Raw genomic sequence first — 25,395 nt, forward strand, 5'->3', positions numbered from 1 at the left:
CTGCCATATCAACCACTGCGTTGCTCCCGCTGACGTAAAATCAGCCACAGAAAATAAGGCCCACCCAATAGACTGGTTATCAACCCGACAGGCATTTCAGCCGGAGCAACTAAAGTTCGCGCCAATGTATCCGCAGTCAATAATAAGCAAGCTCCGCCTAGTGCAGCACCGGGTAACAGCCAGCGGTGATCAGCGCCAATCCGCATGCGGATAAGATGTGGGACAACCAGGCCGATAAAACCGATAACGCCACTGACCGCCACTGCCGCACCAATCAATATTGCGCTGAGTAACAGCAAGCGCAGCTTAGCTTGCCGCACATTGACGCCAAGGTAATGCGCTTCTTCATCCCCTAACTGCAATAAATTCAACTGGCGCGCCTGTAATAAACCGAGCACACAAGCGGGCAGGATTAACGATGCGGCGACCAGAAGTGTCGACCATTGTGCTTGACCCAAGCTCCCCATGCTCCATAAGGAGAATTGGCGTAACTGCTGGTCATCACTGATATAAGTCAGCACCCCGACTGCGGCACCGCACAACGCATTGATCGCGATACCCGCCAACAGCAGGCGCGATAAATTGCCATGCCCCCAGCGGCTGAGGGTAAAGATAATGGCAGAAATGGCCAGACTGCCGATAAAGGCTCCCACCATATGGCTATAAAGTGCCAACAGTGGCGGCAGACTAAATGGCATGACAATAATCAGCCCGACACACAAGGCCGCGCCGCTGCTAATACCCAATAGGCCTGGGTCGGCCAGCGGGTTGCGGAATAACCCCTGCATGATGGCGCCAGAAACCGCCAGCGCGCAACCCACAACCACAGCTAATAGCACGCGGGGCAGACGAATATTTAGCCAGATATGCCACATGGCATCATCTAATGATGCATGCCATAACGTGCGAAACGAGAGGGTTAATGCCCCCATATTGGCCGAGCCGAGCGCTAATAGAATCAGAATCATCAGCAAGATACCGAGCATCAGGCGTGGATGGACACGGCAATTCATTGCGCTTGTTCCATGCCTTTGCGCAGTTGCGCCAGCACTTGCGGTGTTTCCAGACCAAAGCCGAGCAATGCCATATCATCGACAACTAACAGGCGTTTATTTTTGCCTGCGGGTGTTAAAGCCATGCCCGGTAATTTCCAGATACCGTCACTGCCACCCAGTGCTTTCACGCCGTCACTGGTGATCAGCAATAAATCGGGCGCGCTGGCAATAACACCTTCTTGCGATAATGGACGATAGCGGCTGAAGCCTTGCATTGCATTATTGCCCCCCGCAGCACGGATCATGGCATCGGCGGCGGTATTTTGGCCAGCGGCCATTGGCGTTAAGCCGCCGTGGCTCATGACGAACAGCACTTTGACTGGCAGCGGCGTATTGCTCACTGCGCCCAAACGTTGCTGATAGTCCTTAATCAATTCTTGCCCTTTTTCCTGCTGATGCAGTGCCGCGGCAACTGCATTTATCTTCACCGCCACACTTTCCGGCGTTGTTTGGCCGGGGACGGTGACGACGTTCACACCACTGTCAGCAACTTGTTTGAGCACCAGTGAAGGTTGCGCAAGTTCGCTAACCAGCAGCATGGTGGGCTTCATTGCCAGAATCCCTTCGGCATTGAGCATGCGCATATAGCCGACATCAGGCAGCTTTTGCACCGCCTGAGGTTGTAGACTGGTACTGTCACGGGCCACAATCTCGCCACCGGCACCCAGTGCATAGGCGATTTCTGTTACATCGCCACCAATGGTGACAATACGTTCTGCGGCTAATGTATTCAGCGGCAGAAGATAGGCACTCAGTGACAGAATGAAAGGGAGTGACAGCAACCTTAGTCTCATGCGGCGATATCCTTATTGTTTAGGCGAGCAATCTGCTCACGCCATTGGTTTTGTTCTGGTTGGCCTTCAGTACGCTGACCATAAAGTTGAGCCAACTGGGTGCCATCGGCAGCAAACAGCTCCAGGCTGGTGACAAATCCGTCTTTGGTCGGCTTGCGGGTAATCCAGCTTTCAGCAATGGCTGTTTCGATCAGATGTAGCGTAAAACGCTGGTTGAAAACGTTAATCCAGTCTTGATGTGGAGTGACTTTTTCAATCATGCCAGTGAAAATTTGCACACAACCGCGGTTACCGACGAAAATCATGATTTCGTTCTGCTCTTGCTGTGCGATATGCAGCAGTTGCGTCAGTGAGCTGTTATCAACCTGATAAGCCAGATCATCGCCGACGGCACGGAAGGCTTGTTGGCGAGTCAGATTATTGCGCTTGAGCAACTGGAAGAACTGGTGCACATCAGTCATGGCACGCCATTCAGCATCGACAGCATCATCTGTGGCAGTCGGTTCGGTAACCTCAGTGGCACGCAGTGGCTCTAACTGTAATTCTGGGTTTTCTGCACTGATAAACTTCGCCAGCAGTGCATCCCAAGCGGCCATGTCAGTTTTTTCCGTGACATACACTTTATGTAAAGCATCACCCTGATGGTCGAAGAACTGAATGCTATGGCGCACGCCGTGGCGCGTTTCTTCTGTCAAAGTAAAGGCGCTGGCCCACTGATTGAGGAACAAACGTAAATCCAGGTTACGCGGGTTGAGGATCAATCCGGCATGGCCATTCAGGTGTTGATTCTCGTAGCAGCCCATTTGCTCATGTACTGCATAAGTGTTGCGGGTGATCGCTTTGACTTCACCCACTGCTTCCAAGGCCGCCAGCAGAGTGCGAGCATCAGCATGCAAACGTTTAGCATCATGGCCAACCCGGCTGTGGGTCAGTTCCGCTTCTGAAATCTCCATCAGGGTGGCTAAATCGCGCGCATATTTGCCCGGATTATCTGCTTTGGCTTGGACGTACTGCTCATATATTGACTTGCTCATAATGACTTCCTCGTTCTATTGATTTTTTATATGCAGGTGACAGTGTTAAATGATAATCCGGTAATCCACAGATTGGATTACCGGATGCGATATTTCAGACTATCTTTTTTCTCTGGACTACCACTGATAACTCACGAAAAACTTAGCGTTGCGCCCATCTTGAGGCACGCCCTGTGGCGCGTAATACTCTTTATCAAATGCGTTACCCAGTACCACGGTGGTGGTCACACCTTTCATCTGTTCCTGGCCTTTATAGCTGACATAGAAGTCATTGAGGCCATAGCCTGCCTGACGCTTACCGGTGCTTAACGGCTGAGAACGGTCAGCAAAGGTGGCAATCCAGCCGACCGCAAAACCGCTATTGGCCACCGGAACATCTACAGTGCTGGTGACGGTATCCGGGTTAATGGATTCGAGCCAGGCATTGGTATTCTGGTTTTTTCCGCGGGTACGGTTATAGGCCAGATCCCAACTAAACACGCTGGTCTGGTAAGTCATGGTGGCATCCCAACCCCAGATTTTTGCTCGATCGATATTTACCGAGGTGGTGGTCATGGCTGCCATGTTCACCTTGGTATCGATATAGTCTTTAGCATTGGTATCGAAGTAACTGGCTTTGAATTGCAGGTCATCATCGGCCATCAACAGATTGCTAAAGCGCAAACCAAAACCATATTCTTGCGTTTCGTTGGTTTCTGGCTTCAGATTGGGATTTGGCACCCAATAGTTGGTCCTCATCGGGCCCATAGAGAAGTGTTTCGAATCGTTATACATCTCACCCATGGTCGGTGCGCGGAATGCTTGGGCGTAGGAGCCAAACAGCATCAACCAGTCAGTCGGCATAATGCTAACCGCACCGCGTGATGACCATTTATCCGCATCGACATCAGCGTAGCCGTCACTGCTACCGCGATAGTTGTCATAGCGAGTCCCGGCTAAAATGGACACCGGCAGATCGCGCAGAGTGATTTCATCTTGTAGCCAACCAGAACCAAAACGAATGTCTGCTTGTGGGAAGCTTTCAGTGGCTCCGCCCGGCGTCTGTTCCTGTTTATAGGCTTCAGTACCGTAAGTCAGTAAATGTGAGGCAAAACTGTCAGTGAACAGGCGGGTACGGTTTTCCAGCTTCCCGCCTTTCGTTGTCTGCTTGCGCCCCTCTTCAAGGGAACCTTGTGGGCGTGCATTGATTTCTACTTCGGAGTAATAAACCCGCGCCGTAGCATTCAACCATTCTTGATCGAGAGGTTTAAGGTGGTAGCTGAGTTGTGCATCGCGCTGGATAGTTGAGCGGTTTGTCAGAACATTGCTGCTAGACGCCGCGCTGGTTTGCGGGTTCTTTGGCTCTATCGCATTGTTGTTGTAGTAGCGCAGATTTGCGCTCAATGACTGCACCTGATCAATGCGCCAGGTACCTTTTGCCAGAACATTGCTGATGGTTTCATCATTGGGTGCATTGAAACCGTCACTCTGGCGGATGTTGCCGATATCGCGGGTACCAAAGGAGATAACGCCATCAACATCATCAGTGCGACCAAACGCGCTGGCACCCAGACCGAAGCTGTGGTCGCCCGTGGCGGCGGAGCTATATACGCGATAACCGGTATTTTGGCCCGGTGATAGCAAATCCGCAGCATCGACCGTCTCATAAGAAATAACCCCACCCAATGCGCCGCTGCCATAGAGCAGTGCGGATGGGCCACGAACCACTTCGACACGTTTGACTAGCGCGGGATCGAGGAACGTCGAGTTCAAATGGCCGGTATCAGTGCCTTGACGGATCCCATCAACCAACGTCAATACGCCTTGCTTGCCATAGCCGCGCAAGGTCACATCCTGGCCATTAACACGGCCACTTCCGGTAACGGTCAGTCCCGGTATTTTGCGTAGCATGTCTGCGGCAGAAGTGGCGGTTTCGCTGGTCGGTGAGTTTGCCTCGACCACTGTCACCATCATCGGCGCTTCAAAGCTACTGCGCTCATTGCCCGTAGCAGTGACTACCATCGTGTCGGTGGCATGTTTTTTGCTGCTGGTGGTAGTATCCGCGGCTTGAACAGCAAGGGGCAGGGCGCAAGCGATTGCCAAACTGAGTGGCGACCAGCGGAAACGGTCAGAAGTGGAACGAGGCATGTCGGCAATTCTCCATATTTTTCTATGCAAAAATTAATATGCAAAAACAAATAGATAGGTTGCTGGCTGCCTTGATTATAGAATCTGGGTGGCTTGCATTGAGCATCATCCCCTCGCCTTGATGCGCTGTTTACGGCAACATCAATCACTCAGGTTTAGATGCGTATTATTTAGTCAGTATCAGTTTCCCGGCCTTAGTTTGACGCAGTTGATAACACTCGCCCTGATGGACGATAAAGGCCACACCATGCCCTCTCAGCAACTGTTCGCTGGTGACAGACAAAGGTTTACTTGCCGTCGGATACTCGACAGCAGGTTCGTCGTTCAATATTGGCGTCTTATTCAACTGTTTATCCATATAACCAGTAATGATAATCTCTATCAATATGATAAGTATTATCAATCATGACTCAATGTTACATCAAGACATATTTATTGTTAATTTGCTTTTAATTAACGAGCTAATCCCGGCTCAATTAACGCGTAAATTTGGTGATATGTTGTAGGGTCTTCAATCATTTGACTGATATGACGTGCTACATCTTCCCGAGTGATCATGCCATGAGCCTCAGCTTGCAGACGGATGGCATTACCCGTCGCGGGCTTATCCAGTAAACCGCCGGGGCGAATCAGGGTATAAATCAGGCTACTGGTCTGTAACCAACTCTCGGCCAGCGATTTTTCACGCACCGCCTGACCGAAAGCAGCCCGGGCCGCAGGAGAGAGTGTCGGCCAACTATCACCGCAGCCAATTGACGTCACCAAAAGCATGCGTTTCAGGCCAAGTTTCTCGGCGGTATCTATGATCAGCCGATTGCCTTGATAGTCGGCACTGCGGCTACCCAATGTCGAAATAATCGCGGCTTCCGGGCCGGCTAATTTACAGGCCTCAAGCACCGCGTCCGGATCGCAAGCATCGCCACAGACTACCGTCAGACCCTGACTGCGCAGCACTTCAGCGTGCTGCGGATGACGTATCAATAGGGTGACGGGACGAGGATTCAGTGGCGCATTGGCATGTTGATTTGCCAGTGCCAGCAAATGCGCCCCTACGCCATGACCGGCGCCGAATATCAGCCAAGGTTTCATGGTGTTTCCTCGGCTGTTTTTGCGGCGACTTGTTGCTCTGTTTGAAGCTGTTGCGCCAATTGATGAAATGCGGCAAGTCCATCAGCGCGTAGCTGACGATGTTCATCACGGCCGACATACACTTTCAGCATGACTTCGCCCTTCTGATTGAAGAACTGGACCGATGCGGTTGCCATCCCCATAAATGGGCGCTCCAGCAAGGCAATTGCCTGACAATTTTGTGCTCTGATATGGCCGCTGAGGCCTTGCTTATCACGCAGGTTGAAATAGCCATGGCGGTGAAAACCACTCGGCAATGGGCCTTTGTGTTCCAGAATAATGTCGGCGGTATGCACCAATGTGGTGACATCCCCCCACTCCGTCATGCTGTCCCAGACGCGATCAAACTGCTCTGCTCCAGCCAATATCCGTTCCGGTAATGCGCGCACCACATCCAATGGGCTCACCTGATAATCCTGTGCAATTTGCTCAAGAGTGCCGTCCGGTTGAGTGGCAAGGAACTCGGCGAGTGGCAATTTATTATTTGGTGATTGGCTATTCATGAGTGGTTTTCCACGGTGATAAGTGAAGGAATAAGGTGTTGCAGTGCCTGCATCATATTGCTGGCCCAAAAACGCCCACTATCCGTGAGGCGCAAGCAAAAACTGTTATCTTTCAGCAGGTGGCACTGGTGCCACTGCGCGATCAGTGGCATCAAAGGATTCGGGTTCGCCACTAATTCGCTCAGATCTAAACGACCCACTTCAATGCCACTTTGTAATTTGGCGCACCACGGATGCTCGCCGCTGGCTTGCGTCATCATCATCAGGGGCTTTTGCCCGCTATCGATTAATCGGTAGTAGTTATCTAAGCTGCGATGCTGCATATAGGCATGCCCTTGCAAAGACCCACCGGCACCGCTACCCAGTGCGAGGCAATCAGCACCTTGCTTAATCAACAAGTTATATAGGTTGCGCTCACGGGTAGTGCGCGCCCAGTGGCTGTTACTCAACTGATGCCAACCCGCCTGTGCAAGGCTATCGGCACCGCTACAGTAAAAATCACATTGTTGTGCCAATGTCGGCAGCTCCACCCGGTTATTCTCCACTGACTTGGCAAGAGGAGTGGTTGGCAACAAGTTGAGGGCATACAGGTCAACGCCATCCAGCGGCAACTGACGCACAATGGCTAAATCTTCCTGCCAGGTTTCCGGGGTTTGATGAGGTAAACCAAACATCAGGTCACAGACGACGGCTGCGCGATCACGGCTCGCTAAATCAGTCAGAAAGCGAATGGCCTGGTCACGATCTGCTTTACGCCCCATTCGTTGACGGATTCGAGTATTAAAGGTTTGAACTCCAATGGAAAAACGGTTAGCGCCAGCTTCCAGACAAGCATCAATTCGTTCATTGTCAAAATTAAAGATTCGCCCTTCAACGGTGATTTCACAATCGGGTGCTAAGGGAAAGGCTTTACGCAACTGGCTGATAATTCGATGTAATTGTTGTGCAGACAGTGCGCTTGGTGTTCCGCCTCCGAAATAGATTGCGTGAATCGGTCCACTTTGCAGCAGTGGGCTGTCGGCCTCCATGCTCAGCTCTCGCAACAGATAATCTGTATAGCGCTCTGTACTGTCAGGTTTTAGCGGGTTTTGGTAAAAACCGCAGAAAGTACAGTGAGTAGCGCAGAACGGAATATGTAAGTAAAGCAAACGTTTATTGCGAGGAAGTGCGTTTTGTAGCAAAGCCTGCCAGCTATCATGGAGTGACTCCGCAGGGAGTGGTCGGCTGTCGCGCCACGGCATCGTTGCCCAGCGCTTGGGAAAAGGCAGCGGCCCTAGTCGGGCATGGTACGGCATCAGATCAATATTCATAGTCGGCTCATTAAGCTGTAGTTGATAGATTAAATGATAATAATAATCATTTGATCAACAGCTAAAATGAGAGATTTTGATCCGCATCAGTAAATGAGAATGAAAAACATTCAAATCTGACAAGTTTGGCGATTATTGGATAGTTTTCTGTAGAATTTTATCGTCCGATAAGTGGAATTATCTTCATTTAATATTGAAAATACTGACTGCGGCAGAAAGGCGAGCTAACGCCATGAGATTGACACTAGCTCAGCCCAACTCATGTTTAGGCCAAATAATGCTGGAACCAGGCTATTGTGCGCTCCCAAGCAAGGTCAGCAGCGGCTTTGTCATAGCGCGGCGTTGAATCGTTGTGAAAACCGTGATTTACCCCCGGATAAATATAGGCTTCATAGGTTTTACCCGCCGCTTTAAGGGCTTCTTCATAAGCGGGCCAACCGGCATTAATGTTGGTATCCAATTCGGCGTAATGCAGTAATAGCGGGGCTTTGATGCGGGGAACATCTTCTGATTTCGCCTGACGCCCATAGAAAGGCACTGCGGCGGCAAGCTCGGGATAAGCCACTGCGGCGGCATTGGCAACACCGCCACCATAACAAAAGCCTGTAATCCCGACCTTACCGGTGGTTTCTTTACTCGCCATCAGAAACTCTATTGCCGCAAAAAAATCATTCATCAGTTTGGTTGGGTCGATCTGTTGCTGCAATTCACGGCCTTTATCATCATTACCGGGATAGCCACCTACAGAACTGAGCCCATCAGGGGCGAGTGCAATAAAGCCAGCTTTCGCTACGCGGCGGGCTACATCTTCAATATACGGATTTAACCCACGATTTTCGTGGACAACGACCACCGCAGGAAGAGGGCCAGTTGCCTTGGCGGGACGCACCAAATAGCCCCGTACTTCACCGTGCCCGTTGGGTGAGGGGTAGGTAATATACGAAGGAATGATATCTGGATCAGTGAACTCAACTTGCTGAGCCAGCGCATAATTTGGACTGAGTTGGCCCAGAATTGTTATGGCTGTCAGGCCACCGACGGCGTATTTTGCCGCGAGTTCAAGGAACTGCCGCTTGGTAATCCTGCCGTGGGCATAATAGTCATAGAGTTCGAGCAATTCAGGGGCGAAATCTTTTGCGGTAAGACGGGACATCGGCATGCTCCTTCCTGTGGGCGTAAAATGATAACTTAGCAGATAGTCGGGCGGCTGCTGAACATTTTTTAACCATGAAGGGGTAGGCGGCTAAACGTAAAAAACCAGCCAATGGCTGGTTTTTATCACAACATGATCTGATGCGATCTGAATTATCTGAACACTAAACCGCCGTCGATTAATGGCGCTTGTCCCGTCATATAGTCAGAATCCGGCCCGGCGAGGTATGAAACAAAGGCTGCGACATCCTCCGGCGTTTCTGCACGACCAAGTGCAATACCATCCACATATTTTTTATAGGTTGCGCCAATTGGTGCGCCGGTTTCTTCGGCCATTCTTTTATCGATCTCCACCCACATATCGGTCCCGACCACTCCGGGACAATAGGCATTGACGGTAATGCCGAAGCTGGCCAACTCTTTTGCCGCTGCTTGAGTGAGTGCTCGTACACTGAATTTGGTAGCAGAATAAATACCTAGCAGGGCAAAGCCTTCATGACCGGCAATTGATGAGGCATTGATAATTTTGCCTTTCTGCTGGCGAGCTTTGAATTTTGTCGCTGCTGCCTGAATACCCCAAAGGGTACCTTGAACGTTGATTTTAAATATATTCTCGACTTCTTCCTGCGTAACACTCAGCAGGTTTTTAGTTTGGCTGATACCGGCGTTATTCACCATGATATCAAAGCCACCGAGCTCTTTCTCTGCGTAGTCAACTGCGGCAAAAACTTCATCACGTACACTAATATCGGCTTTAAAAGTCACGCTTTTGCGCCCTAGCGCGCGAATTTCATCCGCGACTGCTTTGATTTTTTCATCTTTTAAATCAACCAATGCAATGTCAGCACCATCACGTGCCAATCGAAGCGCAATCCCTCTACCGATCCCTTGTCCAGCACCTGTCACCAGCGCCACTTTACCATTTAAAGACATGTTATCGCTCCTCTAGATGGAAATGATTCTCATCTACAGTTTTAGTCCAATAGGTTAATAGCGTGCTTGTGTAAAAGTGCTACTTATTGATTTTTTTTAAGAGTAGTTCAACATTCAAACAAAATGGTGATGGGGAGCGAAAGTAAATTTCACTTACATGAAGCGAGAAAATCCAAGCTGATGGGCACGCTGCGGCTATTGGTATCAGGGGTGGAGGAAACACATCCATACCGAAAAGGTATCACATAAATGGTATTGGATGAGTATTTTGGACAAAACATATACTTCAGTCATCAAAAACTGAAGGAGTGAATCCATGAATAACGAACGATATACCCGAGGGTTAGCAAAGCTCAAAGAGATAGATGGTCAGGCTGGAGAGGGCGTGATTAACAGTCTGAAAGACATCGCCCCTGATTTTGCACAGTTGCTCATTGAGTTTCCGTTTGGTGATATTTATTCAAGGCCAGGGCTCGACCTCAAAACCCGAGAGCTTGCGGTGGTAGCTGCTTTGACTGCAATGGGGAATGCTACGCCACAGCTTAAAGTCCATCTTCATGGCGCTCGCAATGTTGGTTGCTCCCAGCAAGAAATAATTGAAGTTATTATCCAAATGGCTGTTTATGCGGGTTTTCCTGCCGCGCTCAACGGTTTGTTCGCAGCAAAAGAAGTTTTCTCCCATGAGGCGAGCCTATGAAGACGTCTCTCTATTCTGTGTGGTTTGCTCTCATTATGGCGTGTTCCTTAACTCCGTCTGCTATTGCTGAGCCGCCCCGTGAGTTTGGCATTGGCACCGGATGGCAACTTGATGGTAGCGACATGGGGAGCGAATGCTGTGCTCCAGATTCGCCACCCCTGACCAGGCATGTTCGATGAAGAGTCCAAACGTCAGAAAGCAAAAAACCAGCTGTTAGGCTGGTCTCTCTAAATAGGATGCCCGGACTCGGACAACCCACGCAGCGGGATTGAACGTCGCTGGCGACGGCCCCGCAGGGGTGAGAGCTGCTTGCAGAGCGAATAATCGAACCAAGGACACGGGGATTTTCAATCCCTGCGTAATTTTTTGAGACATATTTGATCACCAGATAAATGACTTTTCGTACTGAGTCGTCAGTCGGGAACACTTTGCTTTTCTTTATCGCCTGCCGGATCACGCTGTTCAGCGACTCGATGGCATTCGTGGTGTAGATATCTGGGCGGGTAAACGCTGGGCTTATTTGGCCGTTGTGCTTGAGCGGTTTTCTCGTACACCGGTTGGCTGGGCAATGTCATTTTTCCCGGATTCTGCACTGACCGCGAAAGCGCTGTCCATGGTCTGGGAGGCGCGAGGAAAACCGACATTATTACTGTCCGAGTGATGCAGTAAATTAGCTGGCTTCAAGTTTGAACTCAGGGCTAAAATTACGTCTATTACTTCTGTTCATTGTGTCACCTGTTTCGACTATGAGGCGATGATATCACCTCTATTCAGGTGGCCAAATTCAGTAAACCACTTCAACCTTTTATATATTTTAATTTCCATCATAAAATAATAATATATAATCAAATCGTTTCATTTATTATATAAAATTAATAATTATCACTATTATTATAAACAGCAAAATTATATTTTTAACAGAAGCATTAAATACCTCACATAACTACGTTTATTATTTGAATTTATAGGTGAAATTATATTTTTTAAAAAAAGATGCAATAAGTTAAGGTATAAATATAAGGAAAATAATAATGCTGATTTATTTTTACTATCTATAATTAAATTTCAGTGCTTTTAATTAACTGTAAATCTAACTATTACTTGCTAACTAACCTTTGAATAATACCATCACCGTATTATATCAACACTATACATTGCTCATGGGAGGTTAAACCATGGTTGCGAAGAGAGAACCTATTGCTATTGTCGGAATCGGATGCCGAATGCCGGGTAACACTAAAAATCACAGAGAGTTATGGGAGATGTTATTAACCGGCGTAGATGGTATTACTGAAGTTCCTCCCGAACGTTGGAATAAAGATAAATTTTACGATCCAGATACCAATAAAACTGGCAAAACAAAAACTGCTCGCGGTGGATTTATCAACGGGATTGATAAATTTGATAATGAGTTTTTTAATATTTTTCCTAAGGAAGCGGAGAATATCGATCCGCAGCAACGTTTGTTATTACAGACGACTTTTGAGGCACTAGAGGATTCTGGCGATCGGTTGGATACATTCCGTGGTTCAAAAACTGCGGTTTATGTTGGTTTATTCGGCAACGATTATCGAGATATTCTTGCCGATCCGGATAACCGTTACCGCATTAGTCCACAGTCGGCGATGGGGGCGTCGTTGACTTCTCTTGCAAACCGTATCTCCTATTTCTATGACCTGAAAGGCCCAAGCATATCGTTAGATACTGCCTGCTCGGCCTCTCTGGTTGCCATCCATCTGGCTTGCCAGAGTATTTGGCATCAGGAAGCCGATCAGGCCATTGCTGGCGGGGTTAACCTTCATATCAATCCAGCACTGACCTTGATGCTGTCAAAAGGCAACTTCCTCAGCTCAGACGGAACCTGTAAAAGCTTTGATGAAAGTGGTAACGGCTATGTTCGTGGCGAAGGTGTCGGTCTGGTTTATTTGAAACCCTTATCCCAAGCCTTAGCTGACAACAACAAAATCTACGCTTTGGTTCGTGGGACTGCCTGTAACTCTGACGGTTTCACTCCTGCAGGCTTTACAGTACCTAATCCAGATGCCCAAACCTCGATGTTGCAGACCGCCTATCAACAGGCTGGAATAGCTGCGCAACGGGTGCAATATATCGAGGCTCATGGCACCGGTACCTCCGTTGGTGACCCGTTGGAAGCCCAAGCCTTTGCTAATATGTTTAGCCAACGCCCAACGGAACAACCGTTACTTATCGGCTCAATAAAAAGTAATATTGGGCACCTTGAGGGGGCCGCAGGTGTCGCCGGTTTTATCAAGCTGGCGCTGAGTCTGTATCATAAGCAGATCCCGGCAAACCTGCATTTTAGCAAGCCTAATCCTAAAATCGATTTTGAAAACTGGCGCCTTAAAGTGGTGGATTGCAACCAATGTTGGCCTGCACCAACAAACGGCCACCCGCGCGTAGGTGGTGTGAACTCCTTTGGCGCTGGCGGTACTAATGCCCACGTGGTTATGGAAGAGTACGTACCTGATACCGGGATTATTCTGGGGCTGGGGCAGGCGGAAGATATTCAGCCGGAGGTCAACCTGTTTACCTGTAGCGCTCAAACGGAAGAAGCGCTGAAAGCGCAGTTACAGGTCTACCTGGATTATTTGTCCGGCACTTATGCCAGTTTGAACGATATTTGTTTCAACGCCGGTCAACACCGTTCCAGCTTACGCCATCGGATTGCCATTGCTACTCGTAGCATAGAGGATTTGAGCGATAAGATTACCGCTTATCTGAACGGTGAATTACTGTCCGGCGTAGTTTACGGACAACCTCAGGACAACAAACCACGCCTGGCCTTTGTCTTTACCGGCCAGGGGCCTCAATGGTATGCCATGGGGCGTCAATTGATCGACACCGAGCCGGTATTCCGTCATGTCATTACCACTATCGATAAACTTTTTGTCGATATCGCTGGCTGGTCGCTGTTAGAAGAAATGAGCCGATCTGAAGCTGAATCGAACATCAGCGATACGCGTATTGCCCAACCGGCGATCATTGCGGTGCAAATTGCCTTGGTCGAACTATGGAAGCACAACGGGGTTGAGCCTGAAGGGGTTATCGGTCACTCCATTGGCGAAGTGGCAGCAGCCTATACCGCCGGGGCGCTGACCCTCGAACAGGCCGTGAAGGTCATCTTCCACCGCAGCCGTGGGCAACATGCTGCATCGGGTAAAGGTGTCATGCTGGCCGTGGGCGTTGATTTGCCGACGGCAGAAAAATTAATCGCAGAGGTTTCGGAGCAAGTTTCTATTGCGGCGATTAACGGTCCGGAAAGTATCACGCTTTCTGGCGATAAAGAACCTCTTGAGGCGATTGCAGAGAAGCTGGGGCAACAGGATATTTTCCATCGATTCCTGAAGGTAGATGTACCTTTCCACTCCCATCATATGGCACCGCTTAAAGAAGAGTTAATTGCCTCGCTGAACGCTTTGGAGCCTACATCAGCACAGATTTCTCTTTATTCTACCGTTAGCGGCAAGCAGGAGGATGGATTCCATTTGGTGAGCGATTACTGGTACCAAAACGTCCGCGATCCCGTTTATTTCTCACCGGCACTCCAACGTATGATCGAAGATGGTTTCGATACTTTCATCGAAATTGGGCCACACCCTGCTCTGAGCGGCGGTGCGCAGGAGTTGTTCACCAAACTGAATTCTAATGCGAAAATTTTCCCGTCTATTCGCCGAAAAGAAGATGAAGCGCTACGCCTGAAACAAACATTGGGTGCCTTGCAGGTTGCCGGTTATCCGATGAACTGGTATAAAATTTGTCCAGGTGCGGGGCTTCGATCTACCAAACTATGTCTGGCAGGAAAAAAGCTTCTGGAATGAGAGTCGAGCGCATAGGGAACATCGGCTTCAGTCCTATATCCACCCTAATATTATCCGCCACCATACCTCTAGCCTCAATCCAAACTGGCATGCCTTTAAGGTATTCCTGGATACTCAAGCTGACCCGTATCTCACCGAGCATCGGATGGACGATTTAGTTCTTTTCCCTGGTGCTGGCATGTTGGAACTGGCTCTTGCCGCGGGCCATAAAGCATTTGGTGATTCCTTTGGCTATCTGAGAGATATCCGGTTTGAGAGGGGATTGTTCCTACCGGAGGAGGGTGAATCTTTATCAATCAGTCTGGAAATGGATGCTACGAATGGACGCTATTGGCTGGTAAGCCAAGATAATAAAGCTAATGCTGAATGGGTCAGACACTCCATCGGAGTGATGAATTATCTGGATAAAAAGCCTGATGCACCGGCGATTTTACTGGCGGATCTACAGCGGGATATCACCGATCGCCTGCCTGTGCAGCCAATGTATAACAATGCGAAACGCGGTGGGTTGAACTACGGTCCAGCCTTTAAAACTGTCCAAAATATTTGGACGGCTCCTGGCCAATTATTGGCAAAAATTGTCATTCCTGAAATGCTTAAGTTCGGCCTCGATCGTTACTATGTGCATCCTGCAATGATGGATACTGTAGTTCATACCATTTTTGCCGCTCGACGTTTAGAAGGGGATGAAGAAATGGGCGTTTATTTACCGGTGGGTATTGACCGCTATTATTTCTTCCAGAAAGCACAGGGCGAGGTTGTATGGAGCTACCTGAACATTCATCAAGCTGATGAAAAATATTTGCAATGTGACGTGGTGCTGTTTGATGAGGCGGGTAGTATTGTCGCACAAATTATTGGGCTTAAATTAAAATATATAGCTGGCTCTCGGCGTAATGAAGAAGATATGGCCTACGGTGGTTGTTATGAATACCGCTGGCAGCCAGTTGAATCGGTTAGTACTCCGGCATTGGTCGGTGCTGAAGTTCTGCTGATTGCCGATGGTCAGGATCATTATCGTGCGTTCGCCGATGAGCTGAAACGGTGCGGAGCCAAAGTTATTACGCTAGGTGAAAATCCGACGTTCGACTGGCCAGTGGATTTGCATGAACGGCTGGCGGTGCTTAATGCGTTTGGTGAAATTAAAGCTCGCTACCCTTCATTGAAACGCATCGTTAACCTATTGCCGCAGAGCCAGTCGGGTGAAGAAGATCTAGCTATCCGAATTGAGTCGCTAGTTTGGAAAAGTGTCAATATCAATCATGCCATCATTGAGCACGAGTTACAGCCAACGCTCTGGACCATCAACCGTGGTTCCGAATGGGTTACTCCGCAAGACCCACCGGTCAATCTTGTACAGGCGCCGATCTTTGGTGTGAGCCGTACCCTGAACAACGAATATCCGCTCGCTGTCTGTAAAGTGGTGGATTTGGGAGAAGTTACCGAAGGTGAGTTACGCATTCTTGCCAAGATGATCACTGCTGCGGATAACGGCGGCCATGAAACCGAGTTGGCTATTCGTGGGGAAAAACTGTTTGGCCGCAGGTTGGAGCATGTCGAAGCCGAACAGGCTCAGGCTAAGGCAACTCAATCGCTGCCAGGCAGCGGCGGGCATTATCAGGCAATGTTAAGTGTTCCTGGCGTTATCAGTTCACTTACAATACGGCGTTTTACTCCTCCAGCTTTACAGGATCATGATGTTGAAATCGCTATCAAGGCGGCGGCCTTAAGCCATCGTGAGTCGATAGTACATTCGCTGAGTCAGGAATGCAGCGGAGTTATTACCCGAGTAGGCTCGGCCGTCAGTCGCTTTAAGGCAGGTGATGAGGTGATGGCACTGACGTCAAATGGCGTAGCTGGCGTTACCGTGGTTGCCGAGCATTACGTGACGCGTAAACCTGTAGCGTTATCATTCGAACAAGCGGCATTAGTTCCGCTGGCCAGCTTAACCGCATGGTACGCCTTAATGACTTTGGCACGGGTTGAAACTGGTGAGCGGGTACTGATCCATTCAGCCGATACGCCAACAGGTTTGGCTTGTATTCATCTTGCCAAGCGGGCAAAAGCCGAGATCTATGCCAGCGCCAGCACAGAGGTTGGGCGAGCTCAATTACGCACCATCGGTATCCAGCATATTTATGACAGCAGTACGCTAGGCTTCTATCAGCAAATTATGGCTGATACGCAGGAGCTAGGCGTCGATATTGTGCTGAACAATCTGAGTGGCAAAGGTGCGATACAAAGTCTGAGATGCCTGCAATCTACAGGTCGTTTTGTCCAGTTAAATTACCAACACGAAGGGGAAAATGAGGCGCTGACTATCAGTTGCCAAAAATCGAACCTGAGCTATTTTGCTGTGGATATCCAGGCATTTGTCAGTCAGCGCCCGAATGAAGCCGCAGAAATCTTTGCTGAGACCACTCATTTGATCAACGAGACGGCGTTGCCGATCTATTCTGCCATTCCGATCGCCGAACTTTCTGCAGCGTTGGAGGAAAACAGCGCACTGGAAAATACCGTTGTGACAATGGAAGGTGTCAGAGTTGATGCGCTACCTGCTCTGCAATTACAACTGGCTCCGGAGAAAATCTATTTGATCACCGGTGGTGCCAGCGGGTTGGGGATTGTGCTGGCGAAATGGCTGGCAGATCACGGGGCACGGAAGCTGGCATTGGCTAGCCGCAGCGGTCCGAAAACCAAAGAAGATCGGCTGGCTATCGAACAACTGCGTGAACAAGGTGTTGAGGTGGTATTACCGGAGGTGGATCTCTCCTCCGCCCAAGCCGTCAGCGATATGGTCGAACACGTCAGGCAGTTTGCGCCTTTGGGGGGCGTTATTCACGGTGCGGCGGTAATGCAAAACGGGCTGATCGGTAATCTAAAGCGTGACGAACTGATGCCAGCCTTCTCGGCGAAAGCCTTGGGTGGTTGGAATCTACACCAAGCGTTGCAGCATGATGAACTGGAGTTCTTCCTGTCGTTGTCTTCCATTGCTGGCGTGTTTGGCTTTGGCGGTCAGACCTGTTATTCCGCAGCGAATAACTTTGTCGATAAATTGACACATTACCGTCAAATGCAGGGGCTCACCGCCCAGGCCATCGATATTGGGGTGTTGGGCCACTTTGCAGGCTTGACGAAAGATGCCGATTCCCTGTTGAACCTGCTGGAGAAACAGGGATGGGTACCGATGAGTGTGAAGCAGATCACGACGAAAATTGAGCAAATCCTGCTGGATGGCAATGTGGTTCGCATGGCAGCCAATATTGACTGGGTTCGCTTCCGCGACCATTTCGATCACCTGCGCGATGACCTGCGTTTCGCACATCTATTGTCTAATGAGACGCTGCAAATAAAAGGTCAAAGCGATGGTCATGCCGGTTTACGAGAAAGAATTCAGGAAATGCCGGAAGGTGAGGCAGTGCAGGAGCTGAAGCAACTTCTCACTGAAGCACTGGCACGAATTCTAGGTACCACTGTAGATAAGGTGACGCCGGATAAATCACTGTCAGCCATGGGGTTGGATTCACTGATGCTCAACCAGTTACGTCACTGGATCCAGCAGAAGCTGGAAATTAACTACCCGCTGATGCGGATGGTGAAAGGGCCTAGCCTGCTGGAACTGGCGCAACAGCTGCGACACGAGCTGGTAAAAGGCGACTCAATGCAGCAGTCATCCGGTGATATTTCTGGTATCACCTCCGAGAAGGATATTGAGGTGATCCATGAATGGTTCGTCCGTTTGAAACGCGATCGCGGGGGAAAACCGAAGAAAACCAAGTTGTTTATGATGCACCCAATGGGGGCAGGGGCTTCGATGTTTGCTCACTTCCTGTATAACGCGCCAACGGATTGTGAGGTATATGCGATTCAATCCCCTGGCCGTGAAAACCGGTTGGAAGAACCAAATCATACCCATCTGACGCCGTTGCTCACTGGACTGGAAGACGCTTTCGATCGTCTGATGGTTGATGAGCGGCAGCAGGACTGGGATGGTGATATCGCCTTCTACGGCCACAGTTTCGGTGGGATAGTGATGTTTGAGCTTTATCGTTCACTGCGAGCTCACAACAAACAGTTGCCAGTGCATTTCTTCTGTTCTGCAACTATGGCACCGCAGTTAACCTGTACCTGGAAAAACCGTGACTCTTTACGAGAAAGTGGTATTGCCTCAAACTCTGAGCAAAAAATCCTCGGTTTGCTGACTTACATTGACGACCTAGAATTCGTCAAGCAGATCCTACCAGGTCTGCGTCGGGATATGCCGCTGTTGGAAAGCTATGAATATAAGGATGGAGAGCCTCTGGCTTGTCCGATTAGCGTCTTCTCTGCAATTGAGGATGAGGTGACGTTAGTCGAAGAAATGACCGCTTGGCAAGAGCAAACCACTTCGACATTCCAGCAGTTCCTGGTACATGGGGATCACTGGTTTGTGAGTCGAAATAAAGAGTTTATTGAAGAAAAAATAGAAGAGTGCCTGGCTGGAACCCCTATTAATCTTCAGAAGTAAAGCCTGTACCTGGATGACATGGAATAATTCATTCAGTAGTGCTTGAATGGATTATCACGCGGGCGGTCAGATAATTCGCCGTCCGCGTATTTTCTGTTAAGAACTCAAGTCATGATAAAAATGGATCAAGAATATGAAACCTAAAAAAATACTCTGCTCACGTAAACTGGTGTCGGGAATCAGTGTCAGAACACAAAACAGTGAAGAATTCGAACCAAAAACGGCAAAAATTGGTGAGTTATGGAACACTTTCTTTACAAGGAATTTGGCTAATAATATTCCGGGACGTTTGGCTGATACGCCACTGGTTGGCGTTTATTCAAACTATGCCTCTGACGTGAATGATTATTATGATGCTACTGCGGGAGTGCTGGTAAGTGGACCTAACGCCGACTTTAGTTGTGTGGTTCTACATCCCGGCTTATATCTGGTTTTTGAAGCCAGAGGGGAAATGCCTGAAGCCATTATGGAAGCTTGGGATGGAGTGTGGAAATATTTTGAACAGCATAGCGAAATTACCCGCAGCTATCTATCAGACTATGAGCTGTACACAGGCCCGAATGAAGTACAGATTTATGTCGGTGTAGAAGACTAAACTATAGATCAGAATCGAGAATTTCATCAGTTGAGCCGTGGCTCAACTGGCAGCAGAACCGTGAGTTTGGCATTGGCACCGGATGGCAACTTGATGGTAGCGACATGGGGAGCGAATGCAGCGTTCCAGATTCGCCACCCTTGACCACGCATGTTCGATGAAGAGTCCAAACGTCAGAAAGCAAAAAACCAGCTGTTAGGCTGGTTTCTCTGAATGTGGTGCCCGGACTCGGAATCGAACCAAGGACACGGGGATTTTCAATCCCCTGCTCTACCGACTGAGCTATCCGGGCAACGGGGCGCATTAAACCGTATTGGCCGCTGATCGTCAACGGATTTATAGCTTAAAACCACTAAAACTGTGCTGATCGCTCTCTTTTCAGGCAAAAAAAGAAAAAATGCCGAGGAATTGTCATAAAACTCTGTTCAGCACAGCCTAGCTTAGCGCACCATTTTTACGGCACTGGGCAACGTCCAAAACATCTTCAGCCAAGCGTTTGGCGACTTCAACATCCGCCAATTGGCGCTTAACCAGCAGCTTACTCAGGCAACCTTCCAGAATCAGCTCCATCTGCTGTGCCACCATGCTGGCGTCATCAGCATCCATCTCTTGCAACAGCTCCTCAGTATAGTGCAATGAAGCGAGTTTTTGTTGCTCCGCTAACTGGTGAATGGGGTGATCATCATCAGGATAGAAACTGCACGCAGCAATGAACAGGCAGCCGGGATAGCGCTGATTTTGCACTTGCTCACTCAGTGTTTGATAGCGCGCTAGCAACTTCTGTTTGGGCGATAATGTCTCGTCCAACTGCAACTGACGCCGCCAGGTATCGATTTGCTGACCATGATAGCGCAGGCAATCATACAATAATGCTTCGCGGTCAGGCCAAAATCGGGCCAGATCACTGACTTCGACCGAGACTTCTTTTGCCAGCATCTCCAGCGTGGTATTTGCCAGCCCTTGCTGCTCTAACAGATTGAGCGCACTGCTTAAAACTTGTTCACGTTGCACGTTGCTCTCCTCCAACTTCTTATCTGGCAAGTGTGGTTGACCACAGCCTATTGTGCAAATAGCTCAAAACACATCAGCACTCTCCACAGCACTCTCCACCTGCTGACTCTGTACCTTATCACTACTGTGGCGAGATTTTGTGAACTCTTTGCCATTACTCCTTTGCTCATCCAGAGCGCCGAATGAGTGATGCCATTACGAGCATGACACAGTCTGTGAAGCAGGGCGCATTTTATTGTGCATTTGCCTATAACGATAAGTTAATAACTCATTATTCCTGTCCTTTTGCCCGATGGTTTATTGGAACGCGGTTTCTATAATGATTATCGTGAATCGTAGAATAAGGATTGAAAATGAGTCTCCAAAATTATCCTAATCAGTTCCGCCGCAACCTACAACAAGGGCAAACCTTGATTGGTTGCTGGAGCGCGCTGGCAAATCATATTTCCGCCGAGGTATTAGGTCTGGCGGGTTTCGATTGGTTAGTGTTGGATGGTGAACATGCCCCGAACGACGTCACGACATTTATCCCACAGTTAATGGCGCTGAAAGGCAGCAATAGCGCGCCAGTTGTCCGCGCACCCTGTAATGAACCCATTATTATCAAGCGGTTGCTGGATATCGGTTTCTACAATTTCCTGATTCCTTTTGTCGAAAGTGAAGAAGAGGCTATTCGTGCGGTTGCCTCAACCCGCTATCCGCCAGCAGGTATTCGCGGTGTTTCGGTCTCTCATCGTGGCAATAATTACGGCACTGTGCCGGATTACTTCGCCACCATTAACGACAACATTACTGTACTGGTGCAAATCGAAAGTCAGCAAGGGGTGGATAATCTGGATGCTATTGCTGCCGTTGATGGTGTGGATGGCATTTTTGTCGGCCCGGGCGACCTCTCTGCTGCGCTGGGTTATTTGGGGCAGCCAAACCATCCTGAAGTGCAAAAAGTAATTCGCCATATATTCGACCGCGCTAAAGCACAGGGTAAGCCGAGCGGCATTCTGGCACCGGTAGAAGCTGATGCTCGCCGTTATCTGGAATGGGGCGCAACTTTTGTGGCGGTCGGAAGCGACTTGGGGGTATTTCGCAGTGCCACCCAGGCATTGTGCGACAAATTTAAAAAATAATGTTCGGCCTGTTTTAACTATTCAGTGCCGCCGCATTGACGGCCTGGCGACTTAATTGAGGAGTGACAAATGAAAATCGGCTTTATTGGTTTAGGAATTATGGGAAAACCAATGAGTAAGAATCTGCTGAAAGCGGGCTACTCGTTAACTGTCCTTGATCGGAATGCGGCGGTATTGGATGAGCTGCTCAGTGCTGGTGCCAGCACGGCGGCCACGCCAAAAGCTCTGGCAGCAGAGTGCGATATCATTATTACCATGCTGCCTAACTCGCCTCATGTGAAGGAGGTGGTATTGGGTGAGAATGGCGTGATTGAAGGCGCGAAGCCAGGTACGGTGCTGATTGACATGAGTTCGATTGCGCCGCTGGTCAGCCGCGAAATCAGCGAAGCGCTGGCAGCAAAGCAGATTGCGATGCTGGATGCGCCCGTCAGTGGTGGTGAGCCGAAAGCGATCGATGGCACTTTGTCGGTGATGGTGGGTGGCGATAAAGCGGTTTTCGACCAGTGTTTTGCGGTGATGAAAGCCATGGGCGGCTCAGTCGTTCATACTGGTGATATTGGTGCGGGTAATGTGACTAAACTGGCTAATCAGGTGGTGGTGGCGCTGAATATTGCCGCGATGTCTGAAGCCTTGGTGCTGGCGACCAAAGCCGGTGTCAATCCGGATCTGGTGTTCCAGGCCATCCGTGGTGGCCTGGCGGGCAGTACCGTGCTGGAAGCCAAAGCGCCGATGGTGATGGATCGTAACTTCAAACCGGGTTTTCGCATTGATTTGCATATTAAAGATTTGGCTAACGCCCTGGATACCTCGCACGGTGTCGGCGCACAATTGCCGTTAACTGCCGCAGTCATGGAGATGATGCAAGCATTGAAAGCCGATGGGCTGGGAACCGCAGACCACAGTGCATTGGCTTGCTATTACGAGAAATTGGCTAAAGTTGAAGTGACACGTTAATCAGTGGTGCCGGTGCCCGTGCGGCATCGGATAGCTCATGAGATTAAATCATTTATGAAAATAGTCATCGCTCCGGACTCTTATAAAGAAAGTTTATCCGCGTTGGACGTTGCGGTGCAGATTGAAGCGGGTTTTCGTACCCAGTTTCCTGATGCGCAATATATCAAGTTGCCGGTCGCTGATGGCGGCGAAGGCACAGTAGAAGCTATGGTTGCCGCCACTGCCGGGCGGATCATTAAGGTCAATGTAACCGGCCCGTTAGGGGAAGAAGTTGATGCCTTTTACGGGATATCCGGTGATGAAAAATCTGCATTTATTGAAATGGCTGCGGCCAGTGGACTGGAGCTGGTCCCGCCAGAGTTACGCAACCCACTGAAAACCACCTCTTATGGCACGGGTGAACTGATTTGTAATGCGCTGAATCAGGGTGTGAAACATATCATTATCGGAATCGGTGGCAGTGCGACCAATGATGGTGGCGCGGGGATGGTGCAGGCGCTGGGTGTCAAATTATTAGACAAGCATGGCAAGCAGATGGGTTTCGGCGGCGGGAAGCTATCTGAACTAGATTCAATTGATATTTCCGGGCTGGATCCGCGGATTAAACAGTGCCAAATCGATGTTGCCTGTGATGTCACTAATCCACTGACCGGCAGTGAAGGGGCTTCGGCTATTTTCGGGCGGCAGAAGGGGGCCACCCCGGCGATGGTGACTCAACTGGATGAAGGATTGCTGCATTACGCGAGTGTTATTAAGCGCTATCTGGATATTGATGTTGATCAGGTTGAAGGTGCGGGAGCGGCTGGGGGCTTAGGTGCGGCGTTGCTGGCTTTCTGCGGGGCGACGTTAAGTCCGGGGATTGATATTGTGACCGATGCCCTTGGTCTGGATGCATTAGTCCGCGATGCCACTTTCGTGATTACTGGCGAAGGGCGGATTGATAGCCAAACCATTCACGGCAAGGTGCCTATCGGTGTCGCCAGAGTAGCCAAACGTTATAACAAACCGGTGATTGGGATTGCAGGTAGTCTGACTGCCGATGTGGATGTGGTGTATGAACATGGTCTGGATGCCGTATTTAGTGTGATTTACAGTATTTGTACCTTGGAGCAGGCGTTGGATAATGCTGCCGACAATGTATTCATGACGGCGCGCAATATTGCTGCCACATTGGCAATTGGTATGGCTGCCGCTAAATCATAATCATTTATTTATAACCGTCATTTATCCATCAGGGCTAACACTGGCTGGCCCTGATCCCTTTATCGGTAGTTTGCGGATAATGCCCGCCAGTTATCACTCTTTCCCCGCTATTCTCATCCTGATTTATCATTTTTGTGAGCATCGCCTCAACTCTCTCTCTTGCACTACAAAATTGGGCGGTTGTCCAATGTAATCCCACTACAGACCACATATGCTGGTGCATTAGCCTAAACTGAGGTCTTACTCATGAGCGTCTATAATCTCGACCCCCGGCTAGCCCAGGATATTGTCACTCGTACCATGAAGATCATTGATACCAACATTAATGTGATGGATGGCAAAGGGCGGATTATTGGCAGCGGTGATGAAGAGCGCCTCGGTGAGCTACATGAGGGCGCGCTGTTGTCACTGTCTCATGGCCGGATTGTTGACATTGACGAAGCTGTCGCGCGCCAATTACACGGCGTGAAGCCCGGTATCAATCTGCCATTGCGCCTTGAGGGTGAAATTGTCGGAGTGATTGGTCTGACGGGGAATCCAGGCCAGTTACGTCAGTATGGCGAGCTGGTGTGTATGGCGGCGGAAATGATGATGGAACAGGCGCGCTTGGTGCACTTGTTGGCGCAAGATAGCCGCTTGCGCGAAGAGCTAGTCTTGAACCTAATCCGCACCGAAGAGATATCACCGGCGCTGATTGAATGGGCGCAGCGTCTTGGGGTGGATATCAATGAGCCCCGCGTTGTGGCGGTGGTGGACGTAGACAGCGGTCAGCTCAGTGTCGACAGCGCCATGTCGGAATTGCAAGAGCTGCAAACTTTGTTGACCACGCCAGAGCGCAACAATCTGATTGCGATTGTCTCCCTGACTGAAATGGTGGTGCTGAAACCGGCACTGAATAGCCATGGCCGTTGGGATGCCGTCGATCATCGGCGGCGCATGGAGTCGCTGCTTTCGCGTATGACGGAGCGAGGTCGCCTGCGGGTGCGCCTCTCTTTGGGTAATTTTTTCACCGGCCCCGGCAGCATCGCTCGCTCATATCGCACCGCCCGTACCACGATGGCGGTGGGGAAACAGCGAATGCCGGAGCAGCGCAGTTACTATTATCAGGATCTGGTTTTACCGGTTTTGCTCGATAGTTTACGCGGCGGTTGGCAAGCCAATGAACTGGCACTGCCCTTAGCCAAATTGCGGGCGATGGACAGCAATGGTTTGCTGCGCCGCACCTTGGCCTGTTGGTTCCGTAATAATGTGCAGCCCACCGCTACGGCAAAAGCACTGTTTATTCATCGCAATACCTTGGAATATCGGCTAAATCGTATTTCTGAGCTGACAGGGTTGGATTTGGCAAACTTTGACGATCGCTTGTTGCTATATGTGGCTTTGCAGTTAGGTGAGCAGGAATAGCACGGGTGATGTCGCAGAGAAGAAA

The 25,395-nt window shown here is 49.6% G+C and carries 19 protein-coding genes, 1 tRNA gene and 2 pseudogenes; 9 read left to right on the top strand and 13 right to left on the bottom strand.

Translation table 11 applies throughout. The annotated features are described in order from the left end of the window. Positions 1–8 precede the first annotated feature (8 nt). From N0H69_RS01725 to N0H69_RS01770, 10 genes are all read right to left on the bottom strand, one after another. Positions 9–1,013, bottom strand: coding sequence for a FecCD family ABC transporter permease (locus tag N0H69_RS01725; RefSeq protein ID WP_050110516.1), 1,005 nt, complete (start codon positions 1,011–1,013; stop codon positions 9–11). Further along, positions 1,010–1,849 carry a heme/hemin ABC transporter substrate-binding protein gene (locus N0H69_RS01730; RefSeq protein ID WP_050152362.1) on the bottom strand — a complete coding sequence of 280 codons (840 nt, stop codon included), beginning with the start codon at positions 1,847–1,849 and terminating at the stop codon, positions 1,010–1,012. The genes N0H69_RS01725 and N0H69_RS01730 overlap by 4 nt, the downstream gene beginning before the upstream one ends. Further along, entirely contained in the window at positions 1,846–2,883 is a 1,038-nt protein-coding gene (locus N0H69_RS01735; protein ID WP_050121775.1) for a hemin-degrading factor, read from the bottom strand. The genes N0H69_RS01730 and N0H69_RS01735 overlap by 4 nt, the downstream gene beginning before the upstream one ends. A gap of 117 nt (positions 2,884–3,000) precedes the next feature. Further along, positions 3,001–5,010, bottom strand: a complete 2,010-nt coding sequence (locus N0H69_RS01740) for a TonB-dependent hemoglobin/transferrin/lactoferrin family receptor (protein ID WP_050152361.1) — start codon at positions 5,008–5,010, stop codon at positions 3,001–3,003. Positions 5,011–5,176: 166 nt separating this feature from the next. Further along, a complete protein-coding gene (gene hemP / locus N0H69_RS01745; RefSeq protein WP_050110512.1) occupies positions 5,177–5,368 on the bottom strand; it encodes a hemin uptake protein HemP in 192 nt (63 codons plus the stop codon). Between the two features lie 95 nt (positions 5,369–5,463). Then, the gene (locus tag N0H69_RS01750) at positions 5,464–6,099 is read right to left on the bottom strand and encodes an SDR family oxidoreductase (protein WP_050110511.1); all 636 of its coding nucleotides are present in this window, start codon (positions 6,097–6,099) and stop codon (positions 5,464–5,466) included. Beyond that, entirely contained in the window at positions 6,096–6,641 is a 546-nt protein-coding gene (gene hutX / locus N0H69_RS01755) for a heme utilization cystosolic carrier protein HutX (protein WP_050110510.1), read from the bottom strand. The genes N0H69_RS01750 and hutX overlap by 4 nt, the downstream gene beginning before the upstream one ends. Continuing rightward, positions 6,638–7,951 (bottom strand): heme anaerobic degradation radical SAM methyltransferase ChuW/HutW, encoded by a 1,314-nt coding sequence (hutW, locus tag N0H69_RS01760; protein WP_050152360.1) that lies wholly within the window; start codon positions 7,949–7,951, stop codon positions 6,638–6,640. Before hutW ends, hutX begins: the two co-directional genes overlap by 4 nt. A 265-nt stretch (positions 7,952–8,216) precedes the next feature. After that, positions 8,217–9,104 (bottom strand): YghX family hydrolase, encoded by an 888-nt coding sequence (gene yghX, locus N0H69_RS01765; protein WP_050110507.1) that lies wholly within the window; start codon positions 9,102–9,104, stop codon positions 8,217–8,219. 152 nt (positions 9,105–9,256) lie between these two features. Beyond that, positions 9,257–10,036, bottom strand: a complete 780-nt coding sequence (locus N0H69_RS01770; RefSeq protein ID WP_050110505.1) for an acetoin reductase — start codon at positions 10,034–10,036, stop codon at positions 9,257–9,259. Between the two features lie 316 nt (positions 10,037–10,352). On the opposite strand from N0H69_RS01770, the gene N0H69_RS01775 reads away from it, so the two are divergent. Further along, positions 10,353–10,733 (top strand): carboxymuconolactone decarboxylase family protein, encoded by a 381-nt coding sequence (locus tag N0H69_RS01775; protein WP_050110503.1) that lies wholly within the window; start codon positions 10,353–10,355, stop codon positions 10,731–10,733. Between the two features lie 358 nt (positions 10,734–11,091). On the opposite strand, the pseudogene N0H69_RS01780 reads toward N0H69_RS01775, so the two are convergent. Next, a pseudogene (locus N0H69_RS01780) lies at positions 11,092–11,235 on the bottom strand (transposase); the annotation flags it as partial. On the opposite strand from N0H69_RS01780, the pseudogene N0H69_RS01785 reads away from it, so the two are divergent. The 4 genes and pseudogenes from N0H69_RS01785 to N0H69_RS01800 form a co-directional block, all read left to right on the top strand. Continuing rightward, a pseudogene (locus N0H69_RS01785) lies at positions 11,227–11,373 on the top strand (IS3 family transposase); the annotation flags it as partial. The pseudogenes N0H69_RS01780 and N0H69_RS01785 sit on opposite strands and share 9 nt — an antisense overlap. Before the next feature lie 535 nt (positions 11,374–11,908). Continuing rightward, positions 11,909–14,572: a type I polyketide synthase gene (locus N0H69_RS01790; RefSeq protein ID WP_072077731.1), complete on the top strand. Its 2,664-nt coding sequence runs from the start codon at positions 11,909–11,911 to the stop codon at positions 14,570–14,572. After that, positions 14,517–19,079 carry an SDR family NAD(P)-dependent oxidoreductase gene (locus N0H69_RS01795; RefSeq protein ID WP_072077730.1) on the top strand — a complete coding sequence of 1,521 codons (4,563 nt, stop codon included), beginning with the start codon at positions 14,517–14,519 and terminating at the stop codon, positions 19,077–19,079. The genes N0H69_RS01790 and N0H69_RS01795 overlap by 56 nt, the downstream gene beginning before the upstream one ends. 133 nt (positions 19,080–19,212) lie before the next feature. Further along, positions 19,213–19,674 (top strand): GyrI-like domain-containing protein, encoded by a 462-nt coding sequence (locus tag N0H69_RS01800; RefSeq protein ID WP_050111237.1) that lies wholly within the window; start codon positions 19,213–19,215, stop codon positions 19,672–19,674. A 216-nt stretch (positions 19,675–19,890) separates the two neighbouring features. On the opposite strand, the gene N0H69_RS01805 is transcribed toward N0H69_RS01800, so the two are convergent. Together N0H69_RS01805 and N0H69_RS01810 are read right to left on the bottom strand one after the other, a co-directional pair. After that, positions 19,891–19,966 (bottom strand) — tRNA-Phe (locus tag N0H69_RS01805). 143 nt (positions 19,967–20,109) lie between these two features. Further along, positions 20,110–20,685: a transcriptional regulator gene (locus tag N0H69_RS01810; RefSeq protein ID WP_050110954.1), complete on the bottom strand. Its 576-nt coding sequence runs from the start codon at positions 20,683–20,685 to the stop codon at positions 20,110–20,112. A gap of 353 nt (positions 20,686–21,038) precedes the next feature. Between N0H69_RS01810 and garL the strand changes: the two genes are divergently transcribed. From garL to N0H69_RS01830, 4 genes are all read left to right on the top strand, one after another. Then, positions 21,039–21,809 carry a 2-dehydro-3-deoxyglucarate aldolase gene (gene garL / locus N0H69_RS01815; RefSeq protein ID WP_050110956.1) on the top strand — a complete coding sequence of 257 codons (771 nt, stop codon included), beginning with the start codon at positions 21,039–21,041 and terminating at the stop codon, positions 21,807–21,809. A gap of 69 nt (positions 21,810–21,878) precedes the next feature. Then, positions 21,879–22,763, top strand: coding sequence for a 2-hydroxy-3-oxopropionate reductase (gene garR / locus N0H69_RS01820; RefSeq protein WP_050110957.1), 885 nt, complete (start codon positions 21,879–21,881; stop codon positions 22,761–22,763). A 54-nt stretch (positions 22,764–22,817) separates the two neighbouring features. Continuing rightward, positions 22,818–23,966, top strand: a complete 1,149-nt coding sequence (locus N0H69_RS01825) for a glycerate kinase (protein WP_050110958.1) — start codon at positions 22,818–22,820, stop codon at positions 23,964–23,966. Between the two features lie 246 nt (positions 23,967–24,212). Then, the gene (locus N0H69_RS01830) at positions 24,213–25,370 is read left to right on the top strand and encodes a CdaR family transcriptional regulator (protein WP_050110959.1); all 1,158 of its coding nucleotides are present in this window, start codon (positions 24,213–24,215) and stop codon (positions 25,368–25,370) included. The last annotated feature ends 25 nt before the right edge of the window (positions 25,371–25,395 follow it).

It is taken from the genome of Yersinia alsatica, from assembly GCF_025133195.1.
GTDB classification, from domain to species: Bacteria; Pseudomonadota; Gammaproteobacteria; order Enterobacterales; family Enterobacteriaceae; genus Yersinia; species Yersinia alsatica.